This window comes from Mesorhizobium sp. UC74_2 (genome assembly GCF_042701485.1).
Taxonomy (GTDB): domain Bacteria; phylum Pseudomonadota; class Alphaproteobacteria; order Rhizobiales; family Rhizobiaceae; genus Mesorhizobium.
The window spans coordinates 2707923-2725157 of sequence record NZ_CP170562.1; the positions used below are offsets into that span (position 1 = coordinate 2707923).

Below are 17235 nucleotides of genomic sequence, written 5' to 3' on the forward strand. Positions count from 1 at the left end.
TCGACTTGGCAAGCATAAACGTCAACCGCGCCTCACCCCTCGGGCAGCAGAACCGCCTTGGCCCCAGCTACCCTCCGTAAAGTTCGGCGAGAACCGGGAGCAGCGCCGTGGGCAGATCCTCGGCGATGAGGCCGGGACCAAAGCGTCGGCCCGCCTCGGCGTGCAGCCAGACACCCGCGCACGCCGCCTCGAAGGCTGGCATGCGCTGCGCGATGAGCCCGGTGACAATGCCGGCCAGCACGTCGCCGGAGCCCGCCGTTGCGAGCCATGGCACTCCATTGGCGTTGATCGCTGCGCGACCGTCCGGCGCGGCAATGACCGTATCCGCACCTTTGTAGATGACGACCCCATTCGCTCTTCCGGCGGCGGCACGCGCCTTGCCGAGCTTCGACAGGTCATCGCCCCCGGCAATGTCGGGAAACAGCCGGGCGAACTCACCCTCATGCGGTGTCAAAACCAGCTCGGGGGCACCGGGACGGGCAGCAGCCTCGAACAGCCATTGCGGCGCTTCACGAAAGGCCGTGATGCCGTCGGCATCGAGAACCAGCCCCGCGGCGCGGGGCTCGCTGAACCGGTCACCGGCGGCCAGCACCGCCAGCGCAAAATCGCGCGCCTTTTCACCGACACCAAAGCCTGGTCCCAGCACGAACGCGGAGGAGCGCCCCTCGCCCAACATCGCCGCGAACTCCGCAACGTCCTCAACCTTGCGCAGCATGATCGAAGTCAGGTGCATGGCGTGGATCGCCAATGCGCTGCCAGGCGCCAGAACTGTGACAGCACCAGCCCCGGCGCGCGCGGCGGCCAGCGCCGAAAGCCTGGCCGCGCCCGTCGAGGTCGGCCCTCCTGAAAAGACGCCGACATGGCCGCGGCGATACTTGTGTGTATCGACATCGGGTAATGGGAAGGCTTTCCGCCACAGTGCCGGCTGGTTTTCAAAGGTGCCCACAGCAAGGGAATCGATAACACCCGCGGCGATGCCAATGTCGGCGACGACCACCTCGCCGCAGGATGCGCGGCCCGGCAGCAGCAGATGGCCTGGTTTCTTGCGCGCGAAGGTCACGGTTACAACGGCTTGAAAGGCGTTGCCCTGCACCCTGCCACTTTCACCCGAGACACCGGACGGCAAATCGACCGCGACGACCGGCAATCGTCTGGTGGTGACGAGCGAAAGCGCGCGCGCGGCGTCATCGGCAAGCGGCTTCGACAGGCCGGCGCCATAAAGCGCGTCGACGATCAAATCATCGGCCCCGGCATCGAAATCAGCAATAGGCCGCCCCGACACCGGGCACTCAGCAGCTGCGACGGCGGCATCGCTGCCGTCGCGCGGCGCACCCGAAAACCAGAGTGAAACGGCTACACCGCTCTCATGCAGCATCCTGGCCGCCACGTAGCCATCGCCACCATTGTTGCCCGGACCAGCCAACACATGGACGCGGTTGCTGGACGGAAAGCGCTCGAGCACGACGGCAGCGACAGCCGCACCTGCGTTGCGCATCAAGCCGATGCCGTCGAATGGCCCGTTGGCGATGGCAAGTCGATCGGCCTCGGCCATTTCAGTGGGCGTGAGCAACTCAAGGTTCATGCCGTATCTCCCATTGGCGCGCCCGAACAGACATTCGGACAGTTTGAGACGGGAGGCAAATGCGCAATCCGCGCGCAATTTGCTCAAAAATTGTGCAAACGGTTGGAAATTCGGGCTATGAGGCGACACGCAGCACAATCTACCCGTCACAGGACGAGCGGCGCAAACCTGTTGCGTCATGTGCTTTCCATGAAAATTCGCAACGATACCTTCTCAGCGGAGCCAATTGGCACGCTTCATGCTTCAAGGATGCGCGAGCGGGACTGACAACCCGTTTTACCGGCAGTGGAGGCCCCATATCGACATGAAAAAGATCGAAGCGATCATCAAGCCGTTCAAACTGGATGAAGTGAAGGAAGCGCTTCAGGAGGCCGGCCTGCAAGGCATCACCGTAACGGAGGCCAAGGGCTTCGGCAGACAGAAGGGCCATACCGAACTTTATCGCGGCGCAGAGTATGTCGTCGACTTCCTGCCCAAGGTGAAGATCGAGGTCGTGCTCGGTGACGAGTTCGTCGAGGCTGCCATCGAGGCCATCCGCAAAGCCGCCCAGACGGGTCGCATCGGCGACGGCAAGATTTTCGTCTCCAACATCGAGGAAGTCGTGCGTATCCGGACCGGCGAAACTGGCCCGGACGCGATCTGACGCTCCGCGCCACCGTTTTCAGTTTTCGAATTTCAACGTCATCATACAGGAAAGAGACATGACGACAGCCAAAGACATCTTGAAGCAGATCAAGGACAACGACGTGAAATTCGTCGACCTGCGCTTCACCGACCCCAAGGGCAAGCTGCAGCACGTCACCATGGATGTGGCCGAAGTCGATGAAGACATGTTCGCCGACGGCGTCATGTTCGACGGCTCCTCGATCGGCGGCTGGAAGGCCATCAACGAGTCCGACATGGTGCTGATGCCCGATACCGACACGGTTCACATGGACCCGTTCTTCGCGCAGTCGACCATGGTCATCCTGTGCGACATCCTCGATCCGGTCTCCGGTGAAGCCTATAACCGCGATCCACGCGGCACCGCCAAGAAGGCCGAGGCTTATTTGAGAGCCGAAGGCATCGGCGACACCATCTATGTCGGCCCGGAAGCCGAATTCTTCGTGTTCGACGACGTCAAGTACAAGGCCGATCCGTACAATACCGGTTTCAAACTGGACTCCTCGGAACTGCCGTCCAACGACGACACCGACTACGAAACCGGCAACCTCGGCCATCGCCCGCGCGTCAAGGGCGGTTATTTCCCGGTTCCGCCGATCGACAGCTGCCAGGACATGCGTTCCGAGATGCTCACGGTGCTCACCGAGATGGGCGTGCGCGTCGAGAAGCATCACCACGAAGTGGCTGCCGCCCAGCACGAACTCGGCATCAAGTTCGACACCCTTGTGCGCAACGCCGACAAGATGCTGCTGTACAAGTACGTCGTGCACCAGGTTGCCAATGCCTATGGCAAGACGGCCACCTTCATGCCGAAGCCGATTTTCGGCGACAACGGCTCGGGCATGCATGTGCACATGTCGATCTGGAAGAACGGCAAGCCGACTTTCGCTGGCAATGAATATGCCGGCCTGTCGGAGAACTGCCTGTACTTCATCGGCGGCGTCATCAAGCACGCCAAGGCAGTGAACGCTTTCACCAACCCGCTCACCAACTCCTACAAGCGTCTGGTGCCGGGCTATGAGGCTCCGGTGCTGCTCGCCTATTCGGCTCGCAACCGCTCGGCATCTTGCCGCATTCCATTCGGCAATTCGCCGAAGGCCAAGCGCGTCGAGGTCCGCTTCCCCGATCCGGGCGCAAACCCGTATCTCGGCTTCGCGGCGCTGCTGATGGCCGGTCTCGACGGCATCAAGAACAAGATCCATCCCGGCCAGCCGATGGACAAGGATCTGTACGACCTGCCGCCGAAGGAACTGAAGAAGATCCCGACCGTCTGCGGCAGCCTGCGCGAGGCCCTGCAGAGCCTTGACAAGGATCGCGGCTTCCTGAAGGCCGGCGGCGTCTTCGACGACGACCAGATCGACGCCTTCATCGAACTGAAGATGGCCGAGGTGATGCGTTTCGAAATGACCCCGCATCCGGTCGAATTCGACATGTATTACTCGATCTAAGCTTCCCTATCCGCCTGACAAGAAGAACCCCGGTCGCAAGACCGGGGTTCTTTGCTTTTGACACACGGTCATACGGAAGCGCCAGCAGGCGCGGGTTGATCAGCCGCTTCGCTGGCATCGACCAGCCCGGGTCGCTGCCGCCTCAGGATCAACGACGCCTTCCCGCCTTGTAACAGCGAGGCCGAGGACGGGTGGTGGGCAAAAAAAAGACCCCGGCCTCGCGGCCGGGGTATTGCTGGATTTGTCGAAGGAGGACGACTTACCCGGCAATCTCTTCGATCTCTTCAGGTGCATGCATCGTCCAATCGGCACGACGCGCCAGGAACACCACATAGTAGACTGCCGCCACGGCCACGATCGCGAGCGTCGCGAGCAGGCTCGGCCTGCCGAAGGCGACGTCCAGCCAGTTCTGATAAGCGACATAGACAAGCGCAACGAAAGCAAGGATCGGCGGCAGCGGGAAAAGCGGCATGCGATAATGCCCCTCCGAGGTTGTGCCGTTGCGGCGCCCGGCAACAGCCGCCAGGCAGAGCAGCGCATAGATGACGACCAGCGACGTGCCGGACACCACCAGAAGCAGGCTGAGATCGATGAAACAGGCTGCGGCTGCGGCAATCGACACCACAATGGTCGCGACCCAGGGCGATGCATAGGTACCATGCACCGACGCGACCGCATTGTTGATCGGTCCGAACCGGGTTTTGTCACGGCCGGACGAAAACAGGAGACGAGACGCCTGCAGCACGATGGCGATCACCGCGTTGAAGATCGCAATCGCGATGGCAAGGCTGACGACCACCGTCAGCGCGTGCCCGCCCCGTGCCTCGAGGAAATATTCAATCTTCGCTGGTGCGGCGAGCAAGGCGGTGAGATCGGGCGAGCCGAGCAGGACAGCGGTCAGCGGGATCAGTTCCGCGGCGACCGTGATGACGAGCGCCCACAGCACGACCTTGCCGATGCTGCGCTTGGCGTCCTGTGTTTCTTCACCGAAATAGGCTGCGGCACCGTAGCCATTGTAGGCAAAGATGGCGACGGCGGTGGCGGCCAGGATCAGACCCGTTGAAGCCGGAACCAGCGAATTGGTTGCAGCGTCGAGAATTGTGGTGAGGTAAACAGGCTGGAAAGCGGCCGTTCGATGTTGATGAAACCGAGCGCAACCAGGACCAGCAGAGCCAGCATCTCGATGCCGAGGAAGATGCCGGTGACAAAAGCATTAAGCTTGATCCGCAATGCCGCGACGATGCCGGCCAGGATGATCGTTGCCACCCCGACCCACTGCGCATTGAGGTTGGGCAGAAGCACTCCAAGATAGGTGCCTACGCCTAGCGCCACCACCGCGATGATCAGCACGATGGAAATGAAGACGAGAACCAGCGTCACAAAACCCCAGAAACGGCCGAGCGTGCGACCGATCATGGTGTATTCGCCACCGGCTGTCGGGTACGCCGATGACAGCTCCGCATAAACGAACGCCATGAACAGGCCGATGATCGCGGCAAAGAGAAATGACAGGAACGAACCTGTGCCGGCCAGTGCGATAACACCGGGCACGATGATGAAAACCGATGACGCCGGCGTCACCGCCGACAGCACGATCATCAATGTGCCCAGTCCGTTGAGCGCGCGATCAAGCCCCCCGCTCGATGGCGTTTCCTGTGATGGCATCAAGCCCTCCCATTTTGATATTATTAAAATAATGCTCCCATCAAAACGCTACGCCCGACTCAGCAATTCGTCAATGAACTTCGGCTAAAATCGCTTGCAATGCTCACAGCATCGATTTTAATTTGAACATCATTCAGGAGAAAATATGAGCAGACCTGCTGCCCAGGCCGAACGTCGCCTCACCTTGATCAGCGCCGCCGAGACGATGATCGCCAAGCACGGCCTCGCTGGCGTGACCTTGCGTGCCGTCGCCAATGAGGCAGGCATGAGTTCGAGCGCCGCGCTCTATTACTATCCGGGCCTGAAAGACCTTCTGGACGACGTGCAGAAACAAGCTGTCGAGCGTTTCTGCACGGTAAGGGCCATGGCGATTGCGCAGATTTCGGACCCGCGCGAACGCCTGAAGGCGATGATCCGCTCCGGCATACCTGATGACCCCAGCGACCGGCTTTGCCGACTGCTGATGGAACTTGGTGCCTATGCCCGCTCCGATGCCGCCTATGCGGCGCGTCACATCACGCTGTTCGAGCGGCAGGTCGCCATCTATGTCGGCATCCTCGAGGCAGGCGCCATCACCGGCACGTTCAAACTTTCCGATACCAGCGACACGCTGGCTCGCAGCCTTGTCATTCTGGAAGACGGTCTCGGCCTTCACCTTCTCAACGTCGTACCCGCCGTCGACCATCCAACCGCGCTCCGCATCCTTACTGCCTACGCCGAGACTGCGACCGGCTGCCGCCTCTCCTGACCATTTCTCCAACCGTCAACCTTCAAGGAAGAACGTATGAGTGAGACCTCGCATGTCACGCCCGCAGGCAAACCGCGCGCCCGGGCGCTAGGCATTCCCTTCACCGGCAATCCAGGTCGATTGAACGCGATCACCGACGTGCCTGGGGTCGAGGTCGGCTACACTACGCTGATATCGGGCGACGGCGGCATGGAAATCGGCAAGGGGCCGGTGCGCACGGGCGTCACCGCGATCCTGCCGCTCGGCCGGGAAGGTGCCGGCCAGGCGATCGCCGCCGGCTATCATTCGTTCAACGGCAATGGCGAGATGACCGGCGTGTCATGGCTGGAAGAATCCGGCGCGCTCAACATGCCGATCCTCATTTCCAACACGCACGCGGTCGGTCCCTGCCATCGCGGCACCATAGACTGGATGGTGCGAAACAAGCCGGAAGTTGCCAACCAGTGGATGCTGCCGGTGGCAGCGGAGACCTGGGACGGCTATTTGAACGACATCAACGGACCGCATGTGACGAGCGCCCATGCCGTCGCGGCGCTCGACGCCGCAAGGAGCGGCGCGATCGAGGAAGGTTCAGTCGGTGGTGGCACCGGCATGAACTGCTATGCCTTCAAGGGCGGCAACGGCACTGCTTCGCGTGTCGTCGACTACGGCCATCGCAGCTATACGGTCGGCGTCTTTCTGCAGACCAATTTCGGTTCCCGCAACGAGCTCACCATTGCTGGAGTGCCGCTTGGCGCGGAACTCTCCGACGACAACCCGATGGAGGCCTTTGCAGCCAGCCTGCCCGCCGGGGCCGGCTCCTGCATCGGCATCGTTGCCACCGACGCCCCTCTCCTGCCCGGCCAGTGCAAGGCGCTCGCCAGGCGCGTACCCCTTGGACTTGCGCGCACGGGAACTGCAGGTTCGCATTTCTCCGGCGACATCTTTCTCGCCTTCTCGACCGGCAATCGGGATGCATTAAGCGGCCGTTTTCCGAGAGGCGAACCTGATGCCAGCGCCTACGGCCATATGGATTTCATCCCGTGGGGCCGCATGGACGATTTCTATACCGCGGTGGTGCAGGCCACCGAGGAAGCAGTGGTCAACGCGCTGGTCGCCAATGCGGAGATGATTGGCCGCGATGGCCATCGCAGTCCCGCGCTGCCGCACGATCGTGTCGTAGAGGCCCTCAAGGCACGCGGTGCCATCGCAGGCTGACAGCCGATCCCCGTCCCCACGACAGCGCGTCGGCCTTCGTCGACGCGCCAGTCAGTCCCGCGTAATCCCGAACCGATGTTGGCTTTCGCGACAAGCCCACGGCATTCTGCTAGCATGCCTGGAGCAACACCCCGCTTTAAAGTTTGAACTTAAAGGTTCCAGGAAGAGAATATTAGCTCTCCTGTGATAGGGTGAAGCCAGCTTGGGGACTATTCCATGAACAAGAGCGATCCGGGCAGCCGCTTTTCAGCAGATGCGGTGCGCAAGTTCGAAGATCCGGACGCAGACAAGACGTCTTCCGCCGGCTTGAGCGAGCTTGCCCGCCAGGTGGCTGCGCAGTATCGCAGCGATACGATGTCGCCCGTGATGGTCATCGGCACGTTGCGGCTGATCGAATTTTCGCTGCTGTTCGTGTCCGGCCTTGCTCTCTACGTCATCTACGAAGGCTTCTTCCAGAACCTCGCCTGGCAATACACGCTGACTTTTGCATCCGCCTCGTTGCTTGCAATTATCCTTCTCGAGGTGGCCGACTGCTATCAGGTCCCGCGACTGCTCAGGCCTGTCGCCAATTTAGGCCGCCTCCTGTCAGTCTGGGCAGGCACGTTCGCGGCGCTTGCCGTCGCCGCCTTCTTCCTCAAGATCTCCGAGGATTATTCGCGACTTCTGTTCGGCACATGGTTCATCGTCGGCTTCGTCCTCACTTTCCTGATGCGGCTGGTCACCGCACGCCTGCTGCGCCGCTGGGCGCGGGACGGACGCATGGAGCGCCGTGCCGTCATCGTCGGCGGCGGCAAGGCGGCGGAGACGCTTATCCGCTCGATCGAAAAGCAGCCGGACAACGATATCCGCATCTGCGGTATCTTCGACGACCGTGACGACAGTCGTTCGCCGCCCGTGGTTGCGGGTTATCCTAAGCTCGGCACCATTGCGGAGCTGCTCGAATTCGCCCGCGTCGCCCGCATCGACATGCTGATCGTGTCATTGCCGATTTCGGCGGAGGCGCGCGTGCTGCAGCTTTTGAAGAAGCTGTGGGTGCTGCCGGTGGACATCCGCCTTTCCGCGCACAGCAACCAGTTGCAGTTCAGGCCACGCTCCTACTCCTACATCGGCTCAGTGCCGATGCTCGACATATTCGACAAGCCGATCAACGACTGGGATTCGGTCGCCAAGCGAGCCTTCGACATCATTTTCTCGATCCTCTTCATCGTCGCATTCTCGCCGATCATGCTGGCGACAGCGATTGCCATCAAGCTGGACAGCAAGGGGCCTGTGCTCTTCAAGCAGAAGCGGCACGGTTTCAACAACGAGGAGATCGTGGTCTACAAGTTCCGTTCCATGTACACGGACAAGTCAGATCCCAGCGCCAAGCAAACCGTCACCAAGAACGATCCGCGCGTGACCCGCGTCGGGCGCTTCATCCGCAAGACCTCGCTCGACGAGCTGCCGCAGTTCTTCAATTCGCTGTTCGGCACGCTTTCGCTCGTCGGCCCGAGACCGCACGCTGTCGCGGCGCAGTCCCACAACCTTCTTTATAATGAAGTGGTCGACGGCTATTTCGCCCGCCACCGCGTCAAGCCGGGAGTGACCGGCTGGGCGCAGATCAATGGCTGGCGCGGCGAGATGGACACCAATGACAAGATCCGCATGCGTACCGAGTATGATCTTTATTATATCGAAAACTGGTCGATGCTGTTCGACCTGAAGATCCTGCTGTTGACGCCGGTACGCCTGCTCAACACGGAAAATGCCTATTGAGCACGCTGACACATGAGCTGCCTTCGAGCGCAGTCAATGCCAAGCTGATCGCGCTGCTGTCATCAAGCGCCATCATTTTCGGCATCCTGCTTTCGGGCTTCGTCATCGAGGAACCCGCCCCGTACGAGCTTTACATGGCAGCGCTGATCGGCGTGTGGGCGCTTTTCGGCCTGCACATTTCGCGGCCGGTCGTGCCACTGCTCATCCTGCTGGTGTCAATGAACATTGGCGGCATGATTGCCATGACGCAAATGGCGGACCTTTCGTGGACGCCGCTTTATCTGGCCGTCTCGCTGTTTCTGGCCTTCACCGCTGTTTTCTTCGCTTCCGTGCTCGAGCGGAAGCCGGATCTCTACAGGCTCATCTTCCTGGCCTATGTGACCACTGCGGTCTTCACCTCGATCCTCGGCATTGCCGGCTATTTCAGGCTGTTTCCAGGGGCCGAAATCTTCACCAAGTATGAGCGCGCCGCCGGCGCCTTCCAGGATCCGAACGTCTTTGGCCCGTTCCTCGTCCTGCCCGGCATCTACCTGTTCTACAGACTGCTGACCGGGCCTGTGCAGCGAATGCCGTTCCTGGCAATACCGTTGCTGATCGTGGTCGGCGGTATCTTTCTGTCCTTTTCGCGTGGCGCCTGGGGCCTGTTTGGCGTGGCTGTCATCCTGCTGACCGGGCTGGTGTTCCTTGAGAACACCAGCGGCCGATTCCGGCTGCGCGTTGTGATCATGACCATTGCAGCACTGGTGCTGCTGGTGGTTGCAATGCTCGTGGTGCTGCAGATACCGGGCGTGTCGGAGATGCTGACCACGCGCGCGAGGCTAGCGCAAGACTACGATTCGGCGCGTCTCGGCCGGTTTGCCCGCTATGGCATCGGCTTCATGCTGGCCCTGGAAAAGCCGTTCGGCATCGGTGCGCTGGTGTTCGGCAAGATCTACGGCGAAGACACCCATAACATATGGCTGAAGACGCTGATGGATTATGGCTGGCTGGGTTTTGTGTCTTACCTGACGCTGACGATCTGGACGATCGCCGCCGGCTTCCGCCTGCTGCTGCGCAACAGGCCATGGCAACCCTATGTTCTATGCGCTTATGTCGTCTATGTCGGCCATATCGGGCTTGGCAGCGTCATCGATATCGACCACTGGCGCCATTTCTACCTGCTGCTTGGCCTTGTCTGGGGTGGCATCGCGCTGGAATACCGTTATCAGCGTGGATTGATTGCCTTGGCCGAGCCCGTCCCTACACAACCAAGCCGCCGGCAGAGCGTCGGTCCGGCTGTCCCCAGCGGGCAAGAGACCCAGTTCGCCGTCCGCTCCGTATCATTGTTGTCCCTGGCGCCCGCGAACTAGAGCGGTTCCGTTTTTCACGGAAACGCGGAAATGCTCTAAGCTTTTGTTTTCACCGCATTTTTGCAACGCCAAGCGATTCCACTTGGCTAAAATGCTCTAGGTTTCGGAACGAAAGCCAGGTCCAGCCCTTGCGGGCACGGGTAATTGCCGGGTGAACCGGCAATGGGGTCAAGTCAATCTGTCTGAAAAATGGTCGGAGTGGCCGGATTCGAACCGACGACCCCTTGACCCCCAGTCAAGTGCGCTACCGGGCTGCGCTACACTCCGAGCCGCGCAAAGCCTTATGAGATGCAGGGTTTTGGCGCAAGCCCCGAACTGTGGAAAAAGAACAGAAGCCGATCATTGTGGGTGATTCTGGGTAAAGGCAGACAGAAATCCCCACGGAAAATCCCACGGATGTTCTGCCTTGTTTCTAGGCGATGAAAGATGGCCATTTCGACCCATGATTTGATCCCCGAAATTAGGAGGCGGAGTTCCCCTTTTGCCGGTTTCACAGATAGCTGTCATATGTGCGACTTCGATTTCGGCTGTAGAATACGCCATCAACGGCAAGCCTAAAGAAGGAGCCTGGGATTTCGCTGGAGTTCCGGCCATCATAGCTGCGATAGGCGCGGCGCTGTACTTCGTCGTGTGGCCGGCTTTGGCCCAGATCATGCTTATTCTCGCCGCATTGACCGGCTTCGTGTGAAGGAATCCTGATGCCGCGCTGCGCACCCGTGAAGACGCACTCCTTAGGATTGAAAAACTCATCGTAGGCGACAGAGACGCAGGATCGAGGCGTATAGAGGTACTATGATCCTCGAAATGCCGAAGGTACCGAACTTGCAACGTTCTGGATATGAGCCCGGCGATCCAATCAGCGACAGAATGTTTCCGGTAAAGTTGGACGTAGCATAGTAAATATCTATGTCGAGCTGGCGGAAACCACGAGATCCGTTCCCATATGCCTCGATTCCAAAGGTCGCCGATGTTCCGGTCACAAGGATCGTTGTTGCCGCTCTTGCGAACGTTGTCTTGCCGCCACATCCTTGCCCCTGCCATGTGAGGTTGATGTCCTGGGTGATGCGGATCGCGCCTGAGGTGACGTTGAAGATGCCGCGTCCGAAATGCAGGATACCCGACGTGTAGGCAGTGATGATCTTGTTAGTAAGACCGTCGTTGAGCGTATCTCCGTTGCTACGAAGGAATTCGATGGCATCCAGAATGGCGGTCGTGCTGTTTGCAGCCCCGGTCGCGAGCGCCGCAGCGTCCGTCTTGTGGCCAACCGCACCAAACATCTCCGCGTAGATAGGCTGTCCGCTCGCTAACTCGTACCAGACAGTTCCACCTCCACCGCTAAGGGTGATTGAGAATTTGCCTGCATGCGACGGTTGCGAAAGGATCTTTTCATAAAGCGCACCACCACCGTCCCCTGCCGACGCATGGCCTGCTGTAATCATGAAACTCGGAGCAACTGACGGCGCGTAGGCCTGCGCCTCGGCTAGGTTCGCAAAAATTTCGGGCATGATCTTTTCCTTCAAACAAACCAATCACGAAGGCGCGCCACAATGACGGGCAGCGTTGGTGGGTTGAATGATGATCCCGCCCCTCAGGATGACAATCGATTGGAGGTCGCACATTTACAGGCTTCGGCTGCGACGCCCAACATTCACAGGTATCCATCATCGAGTCGGTGGCTGTCAGTGACAGTTTAGCTGGCCCTTAACGAGCGGATTTGGATCAGCTATGAGTGTCGAAGCACAGCGTGAAATGGCGACCCGTCGACGTGAAGCAGCTGTTGAAGATGCGCGCCGGGGATCAGCAACGGTTTGCAACCGGGTCGGCTACGCCGTTATCTGTGGGTTAAATCAGCTCCAAGAGGAACGCTCATAGCAGGCGGTTGTCGCTCCACGGGATGCGTTCGTCATACTGATGTGTCCTTTCAAAGATTACAAAGAGATCTGCCGCCAGCTTCCTCGCTTCAGCGGTTTTCGTTTTGACGGCTGCGAAAGTCCGATGCTGCGGATCAAGTACTAGGTCACCTCCCTCATTTGGGGGAGGAACAAGCGCAAAAACTTAGTTAAATGGCTCGCTACTTAAAATTGAGTCGGGGCTACATGCGACTATTTTTGCAACTTCTAATAGTAGCAATTACGTATGTCACTTATGTTGTATTATATCCGGCATATGCTATCAGCCAACCGCTCTTCACGATCCCATCGCTCCGCAGCGATTGCTATCTTAAGACCATCACACCAAGCGAATTCAGAAGTTGTATCGACCAAAAAGTAGGAATCGTCGCGCGTGACATGAAGGACAACATGACGTGCTCGATGGAGTCGTGCCTGGTGTACCTGCCTTGCGATCGAGACAAGTGGTGCGCTGACAAGGACTATTTCGTCCACTTCAAGCCCGCGCGAGATGGCTTCGACATTGATGTCACATTGGCCGAGGGTCAAACTGGAAGATATTTCCTGTGCGGCAACTGCAATCTTTTGGTGCCCAACGCTGACAACGATCTGCTGGTCGAAATCCTCAGAGGAGACAAGGCGGTCATTCTAGAGTTTCCCTCGTCGATGGCGCCGGGACGGAGGTAGCGAAAAAGCCGGACGTGCGTTAGCGCAATGTCGCGTAGAAACGCAGACGGTCCATTGATTGTCCTTTTTGGGATGGATTGCGGAGTTAAGAGGAGAGCGGTAAAATCAGACTACTGAGCAAGCCAAAGGTTGCCCCCCAAAAGCTTACCAGTAGAGCCCGACCTGTTGTTGCCTCTAAACAAGGGCAGTCACAGGTCAGACTTTACCACCCCTCCATTGCCAGCGAACTTGACTCGCGCTATTCTGCGCGCGCTTGTTTGGGGGAGCAAATACAATGTCCAGATTTAACGCCATTCTGGCGTTCACTGCATTTATGGCGAGTGCTTTTCTATCTGTTCCTTACGCGTCAGCCCAAGCAACACGCTCCTGGGTTTCTGGTGTGGGAGATGACGCAAATCCTTGTAGTCGCACGGCTCCATGCAAAACATTTGCTGGAGCTATTTCAAAGACTGCGGCAGGCGGGGAAATCAACTGCCTTGATCCTGCTGGCTACGGGACAGTCACGATCACAAAATCCATGACTATTGACTGCACCGGAACGCTAGGAAGCGTACTTTCCTCCTCGACAACGGGCGTGATCGTCAACGGCGCGGACATTGATGTGACACTGCGAGCAATATCGCTTAACGGGGCACCTCCAGCCAGCCCCGGAGTAAACGGTATTCGCTTCCTGCAAGGGGCATCCTTGACCGTCGAAAACTGCCTCATTCAAAATTTCGCGCTGAATGCCGGCGGCGCGGGTAACGGAATCCTCGTCAATCCGAGCGGCGGGAACCTTCGATTGGCCGTCAATGGTACGCGGATATTCAGGAACGGCGCACCGAATGTTGGTCATGGGATTCTATTCTTGCCAAGCGGCTCAGCGCGCATCAGGGCCTTGATTACAAATTCCTCGATAGATAACAACGATTTGGGCATCAACGCCTTGAATGATGGAACCGGCGCTATTGATCTCGTGATCGCCTATTCCTCAATATCCAACAATGCCAGACATGGGATTGTTGCCAGTGGCGTGACAACCGTCGATATAAAGGATTCTGTTCTTTCAGAAAACGATACGGGCGTTCAGGCAGTTTCACCCGCCGTTGCAAGAATTGGCAGCTCGCTGATCGCCAGAAACTCTAATGGAGTGACGGGAACAATCTTGAGTTTCGGCAACAATCAACTGATTGGCAACAACTTGAATGGAAATCCCACTATCATACCACCGGGCTGATATGAAAATCGCTCTTAAAGCGGGAATAGCTCCCCCGATGCGAGCTTGAATACCAGCATCCGTTAGCCTATTGGAATGTCGTGGAAATTCTTCGCGAAAATCTCGAAAGCAGCTGCAATGCTCACGCGTCTCTGGGATCAACTGCGTGATGTAATTTCATCTCCGACTTGGCAATCTCATCTGCCACAGAAGGACGTCATCGATGTTGGCGGGAGTATCCTTCCAAGCGGATTCTGGTGCTACCGTCGACGCGCACCTGGTGGGTGGCAGTATCGCTATATGAACGACAATGAACAACAAGAATTGGCTTGGTTCGACGCGATCAAATAGCAGAGATGCGGCGGTGCACTGCCCAGATAGAGCCGAGACCTTTGCCCCCGAACCCCGACTACAATACCTCCGTCAGTTCAACGAAACTGCCTGCAAACACATAGGTATTGTCCCCTGTCGCAGTTGTTTGGCTCCAACTGAATGAAAATGGCGCATCAGACGATGTCGGCGTGACTATCAGGTCGAATTCAACCACGAAAAAATCCGTCGCCACCTGTGATTGGGACAACCTGACCGGTCGGATAGCCAGCAGAGTCGATGAGATCATTGCGAGTGCCTGATGCATCGCGCGTCATATAGTTGCGGGTGCCACCAATGAGCGTTGCGGCGGGACCCTCAAGCGCCCATTTGAAATCAGCGGGAGCAGAAGTGCTGCCCCAATTTTTTCCCGCTAATATTGTAGGTTTAGCCAGACCTTAGAGAAAGTTTGAGTTCCTTGTCAGCAGCCGGAATTGCTGTGTTTGTGCGCGATTCCGTAATTCGCTTCACGACCGTCTGCCACGGTGTGGCATCACGTCCTTGGGAAAAGCCAGCAAGAGCCGCGAGCGCTGCAGTCGATCCAGCAACCGCTACCGCACCTGATCGAGCAGGCGCTTGCACTCCAGCAAGTCGAACAGCGCCTCCTGCAGCAATGCGCGATTGTCGCGCGAAAGCTTACCGGAACCGGGCTGCACGGGGCCCTCATCGTCGGCCTTCCCGAGACCAAAGAAACGGCGATTTGGCTTGGCTGTCGGCTGACCGACCAGCATCTCGTCGTCGGTGCGCGGTTGCGCGGCCGGTGTCAGCGGCACTTCTTCGGCTTGGCGGCGCTGCGCAATCGCCTCGACGGCTGCGACATCACCATGACCAACGGCGATCAGGAACTGGTTGCCGTTCTCCCGCAGCAGCTTCTGCACACCCTTGATGGTGTAGCCCTGGTCGTAGAGCATGTGGCGGATGCCCTTGATCAGCTCGACATCCTGCGGCCGGTAATAACGACGGCCGCCGCCGCGTTTCATCGGCTTGATCTGATTGAAACGCGTCTCCCAGAACCGCAACACATGCTGTGGCAGATCAAGGTCTTCGGCGACCTCGGAAATGGTGCGGAAGGCGTCGGGGCTCTTGTCCATGGGTGGATCCTCGCGCTGGGCATCGGATCGGACGCGTCGTCACGTGCGTTGGTCAATCCAATGCGCAAAGAACAGACGAACCGAAGATTCGGCACTACCCTGTCGAATCGCAGTCTATTTCAGCGATTTATCACCCGACATTCAAGCCCGGCATAAAGCCGAAGCTGGTTTTCAACCGCAGAGTGAGACTTTCGCCTATTTGCCTGATTTTGTCTTGCCGGCCTGATGAGAGCGCAGGATGCGGCTCTTCAGCACGTTCGAGGCCTTGAAGGTCATCACCCGGCGAGGCAGGATCGGCACCTCCTCGCCTGTCTTGGGATTGCGCCCGATACGCTCGTTCTTGGAGCGGACGTGGAAGGTGGCGAAGGATGACAGCTTCACCGTCTCGCCACGAACGATGGCCTCGCATATCTCGTCAAGCACCGCTTCGACCAGCTCAGCCGACTCTGTACGCGACAAACCGACCTTGCGATAAACGGCCTCAGCAAGGTCAGCACGTGTCAGTGTCTTTCCCCCCATCAGAGACCGTCCTATCAGCTTGTGCTCAAATGTATCGACTAAACGAGGCGGAGCCTAAGTAATTGACTCGACAAGGTCAAGAACCGAACCGTCCGGTTCGCTTCACCATCTGATGAGGACCGCACCCCAGGTGAATCCTCCCCCCCATCGCCTCCAGAAGCACGAGGTCGCCACGCTTGATGCGGCCATCGGCGGCTGCGATCGAAAGCGCCAGCGGCACCGAGGCTGCGGATGTGTTGCCATGCTTGTCGACGGTGATCACCACCTTCTCCTCAGCGATGCCGAGTTTCTTGGCAGAAGCGTCGATGATGCGTTTGTTGGCCTGGTGCGGCACAAACCAGTCGAGGTCGTCCGCCGTGATTCCAGCCTGCGAGAACGTCGCCTCGATCACGTCGGTGATCATGCCAACGGCGTGCTTGAACACCTCGCGCCCTTCCATCCTGAGATGACCGACTGTTCCGGTGGTCGACGGACCGCCGTCGACATAGAGCTTCTCCTTGTGCGAGCCATCGGAACGCAGGCTGGCGGCCAGAACACCCCGGTCAGCGATGGTACCCGCCGCTTCCGCGGCCTCCAGCACCAGCGCGCCGGCGCCGTCGCCGAACAGGACGCAGGTCGAGCGGTCGTTCCAATCGAGAATCCGGGAGAAAGTCTCCGAGCCGATCACCAGCACGCGCTTGGCAAGTCCGGCGCGAATGTAGGCATCGGCCGTGGTAACCGCATAGACGAAACCGGAACACACTGCCTGCATATCGAAGGCATAGCCATGACGCATTCCCAGTCGCTGCTGAATCTCGACAGCCGTGGCAGGGAACGTGTTGTTCGGTGTCGAAGTCGCCAGAACGATGAGGTCGATATCGTCCGGCCTAAGACCGGCATCGGCCAGCGCCGCACGTGCAGCCCCTTCGCCAAGCGAAGCCGTGGTCTCGTCATCGGACGCGATATGGCGCTGACGAATGCCGGTACGCTGGGCGATCCATTCGTCCGATGTTTCGACCATGCCCTCGAAATCGGCATTCTTCATGATACGGCGGGGCAACGCCTGGCCCGTGCCGCGCACGACTGATCTGATCAAGCT

15 protein-coding genes, 1 tRNA gene and 1 pseudogene are annotated in these 17235 nt (G+C 58.8%); 8 read left to right on the forward strand and 9 right to left on the reverse strand.

What is annotated here, in order from left to right; all coding sequences use genetic code 11:
- Positions 1 to 67: 67 nt before the first annotated feature.
- A complete protein-coding gene (locus ACFJIU_RS13090; protein WP_379072095.1) occupies positions 68 to 1582 on the reverse strand; it encodes an NAD(P)H-hydrate dehydratase in 1515 nt (504 codons plus the stop codon).
- A 304-nt stretch (positions 1583 to 1886) separates the two neighbouring features.
- Here ACFJIU_RS13090 and ACFJIU_RS13095 point away from each other — a divergent pair, with 304 nt between their 5' ends.
- Together ACFJIU_RS13095 and glnA are read left to right on the forward strand one after the other, a co-directional pair.
- Positions 1887 to 2225, forward strand: a complete 339-nt coding sequence (locus ACFJIU_RS13095) for a P-II family nitrogen regulator (RefSeq protein WP_379072098.1) — start codon at positions 1887 to 1889, stop codon at positions 2223 to 2225.
- Positions 2226 to 2283: 58 nt separating this feature from the next.
- Positions 2284 to 3693 (forward strand): type I glutamate--ammonia ligase, encoded by a 1410-nt coding sequence (gene glnA, locus ACFJIU_RS13100; protein ID WP_379072101.1) that lies wholly within the window; start codon positions 2284 to 2286, stop codon positions 3691 to 3693.
- Between the two features lie 259 nt (positions 3694 to 3952).
- Here glnA and ACFJIU_RS13105 read toward each other — a convergent pair whose 3' ends face one another.
- Together ACFJIU_RS13105 and ACFJIU_RS13110 are read right to left on the reverse strand one after the other, a co-directional pair.
- The gene (locus tag ACFJIU_RS13105; protein ID WP_379073085.1) at positions 3953 to 4792 is read right to left on the reverse strand and encodes an APC family permease; all 840 of its coding nucleotides are present in this window, start codon (positions 4790 to 4792) and stop codon (positions 3953 to 3955) included.
- Positions 4744 to 5358 carry an APC family permease gene (locus tag ACFJIU_RS13110; protein WP_379072103.1) on the reverse strand — a complete coding sequence of 205 codons (615 nt, stop codon included), beginning with the start codon at positions 5356 to 5358 and terminating at the stop codon, positions 4744 to 4746. The genes ACFJIU_RS13105 and ACFJIU_RS13110 overlap by 49 nt, the downstream gene beginning before the upstream one ends.
- A gap of 145 nt (positions 5359 to 5503) precedes the next feature.
- On the opposite strand from ACFJIU_RS13110, the gene ACFJIU_RS13115 reads away from it, so the two are divergent.
- From ACFJIU_RS13115 to ACFJIU_RS13130, 4 genes are all read left to right on the forward strand, one after another.
- On the forward strand, positions 5504 to 6106 hold the full coding sequence (locus ACFJIU_RS13115) for a TetR/AcrR family transcriptional regulator (protein ID WP_379072106.1): 603 nt from the start codon (positions 5504 to 5506) through the stop codon (positions 6104 to 6106).
- Between the two features lie 36 nt (positions 6107 to 6142).
- Positions 6143 to 7303, forward strand: a complete 1161-nt coding sequence (locus tag ACFJIU_RS13120; protein ID WP_379072109.1) for a P1 family peptidase — start codon at positions 6143 to 6145, stop codon at positions 7301 to 7303.
- A gap of 216 nt (positions 7304 to 7519) precedes the next feature.
- Positions 7520 to 9058, forward strand: coding sequence for an undecaprenyl-phosphate glucose phosphotransferase (locus tag ACFJIU_RS13125; RefSeq protein WP_379072112.1), 1539 nt, complete (start codon positions 7520 to 7522; stop codon positions 9056 to 9058).
- Positions 9055 to 10407, forward strand: a complete 1353-nt coding sequence (locus ACFJIU_RS13130; protein ID WP_379072115.1) for an O-antigen ligase family protein — start codon at positions 9055 to 9057, stop codon at positions 10405 to 10407. Before ACFJIU_RS13125 ends, ACFJIU_RS13130 begins: the two co-directional genes overlap by 4 nt.
- A gap of 190 nt (positions 10408 to 10597) precedes the next feature.
- On the opposite strand, the gene ACFJIU_RS13135 is transcribed toward ACFJIU_RS13130, so the two are convergent.
- From ACFJIU_RS13135 to ACFJIU_RS13145, 3 genes are all read right to left on the reverse strand, one after another.
- Positions 10598 to 10674 (reverse strand) — tRNA-Pro (locus tag ACFJIU_RS13135).
- A 72-nt stretch (positions 10675 to 10746) separates the two neighbouring features.
- On the reverse strand, positions 10747 to 11061 hold the full coding sequence (locus tag ACFJIU_RS13140; RefSeq protein ID WP_379072117.1) for a hypothetical protein: 315 nt from the start codon (positions 11059 to 11061) through the stop codon (positions 10747 to 10749).
- Between the two features lie 92 nt (positions 11062 to 11153).
- A complete protein-coding gene (locus ACFJIU_RS13145; RefSeq protein WP_379072120.1) occupies positions 11154 to 11912 on the reverse strand; it encodes a hypothetical protein in 759 nt (252 codons plus the stop codon).
- 783 nt (positions 11913 to 12695) lie between these two features.
- Between ACFJIU_RS13145 and ACFJIU_RS13150 the strand changes: the two genes are divergently transcribed.
- A complete protein-coding gene (locus tag ACFJIU_RS13150; protein ID WP_379072123.1) occupies positions 12696 to 12983 on the forward strand; it encodes a hypothetical protein in 288 nt (95 codons plus the stop codon).
- A gap of 274 nt (positions 12984 to 13257) precedes the next feature.
- Positions 13258 to 14199, forward strand: a complete 942-nt coding sequence (locus tag ACFJIU_RS13155; RefSeq protein WP_379072126.1) for a hypothetical protein — start codon at positions 13258 to 13260, stop codon at positions 14197 to 14199.
- Between the two features lie 899 nt (positions 14200 to 15098).
- Here the strand turns inward: ACFJIU_RS13155 and ACFJIU_RS13160 are convergent.
- The 3 genes and pseudogenes from ACFJIU_RS13160 to ACFJIU_RS13170 all read right to left on the reverse strand — a co-directional run bounded on the left by ACFJIU_RS13160 (position 15099) and on the right by ACFJIU_RS13170 (position 17232).
- The gene (locus ACFJIU_RS13160) at positions 15099 to 15638 is read right to left on the reverse strand and encodes a MerR family transcriptional regulator (protein ID WP_379072128.1); all 540 of its coding nucleotides are present in this window, start codon (positions 15636 to 15638) and stop codon (positions 15099 to 15101) included.
- Positions 15639 to 15833: 195 nt separating this feature from the next.
- On the reverse strand, positions 15834 to 16157 hold the full coding sequence (locus tag ACFJIU_RS13165; protein WP_054311518.1) for an integration host factor subunit alpha: 324 nt from the start codon (positions 16155 to 16157) through the stop codon (positions 15834 to 15836).
- 102 nt (positions 16158 to 16259) lie between these two features.
- Positions 16260 to 17232, reverse strand: a pseudogene (locus tag ACFJIU_RS13170) (beta-ketoacyl-ACP synthase III).
- Between the last annotated feature and the right edge of the window lie 3 nt (positions 17233 to 17235).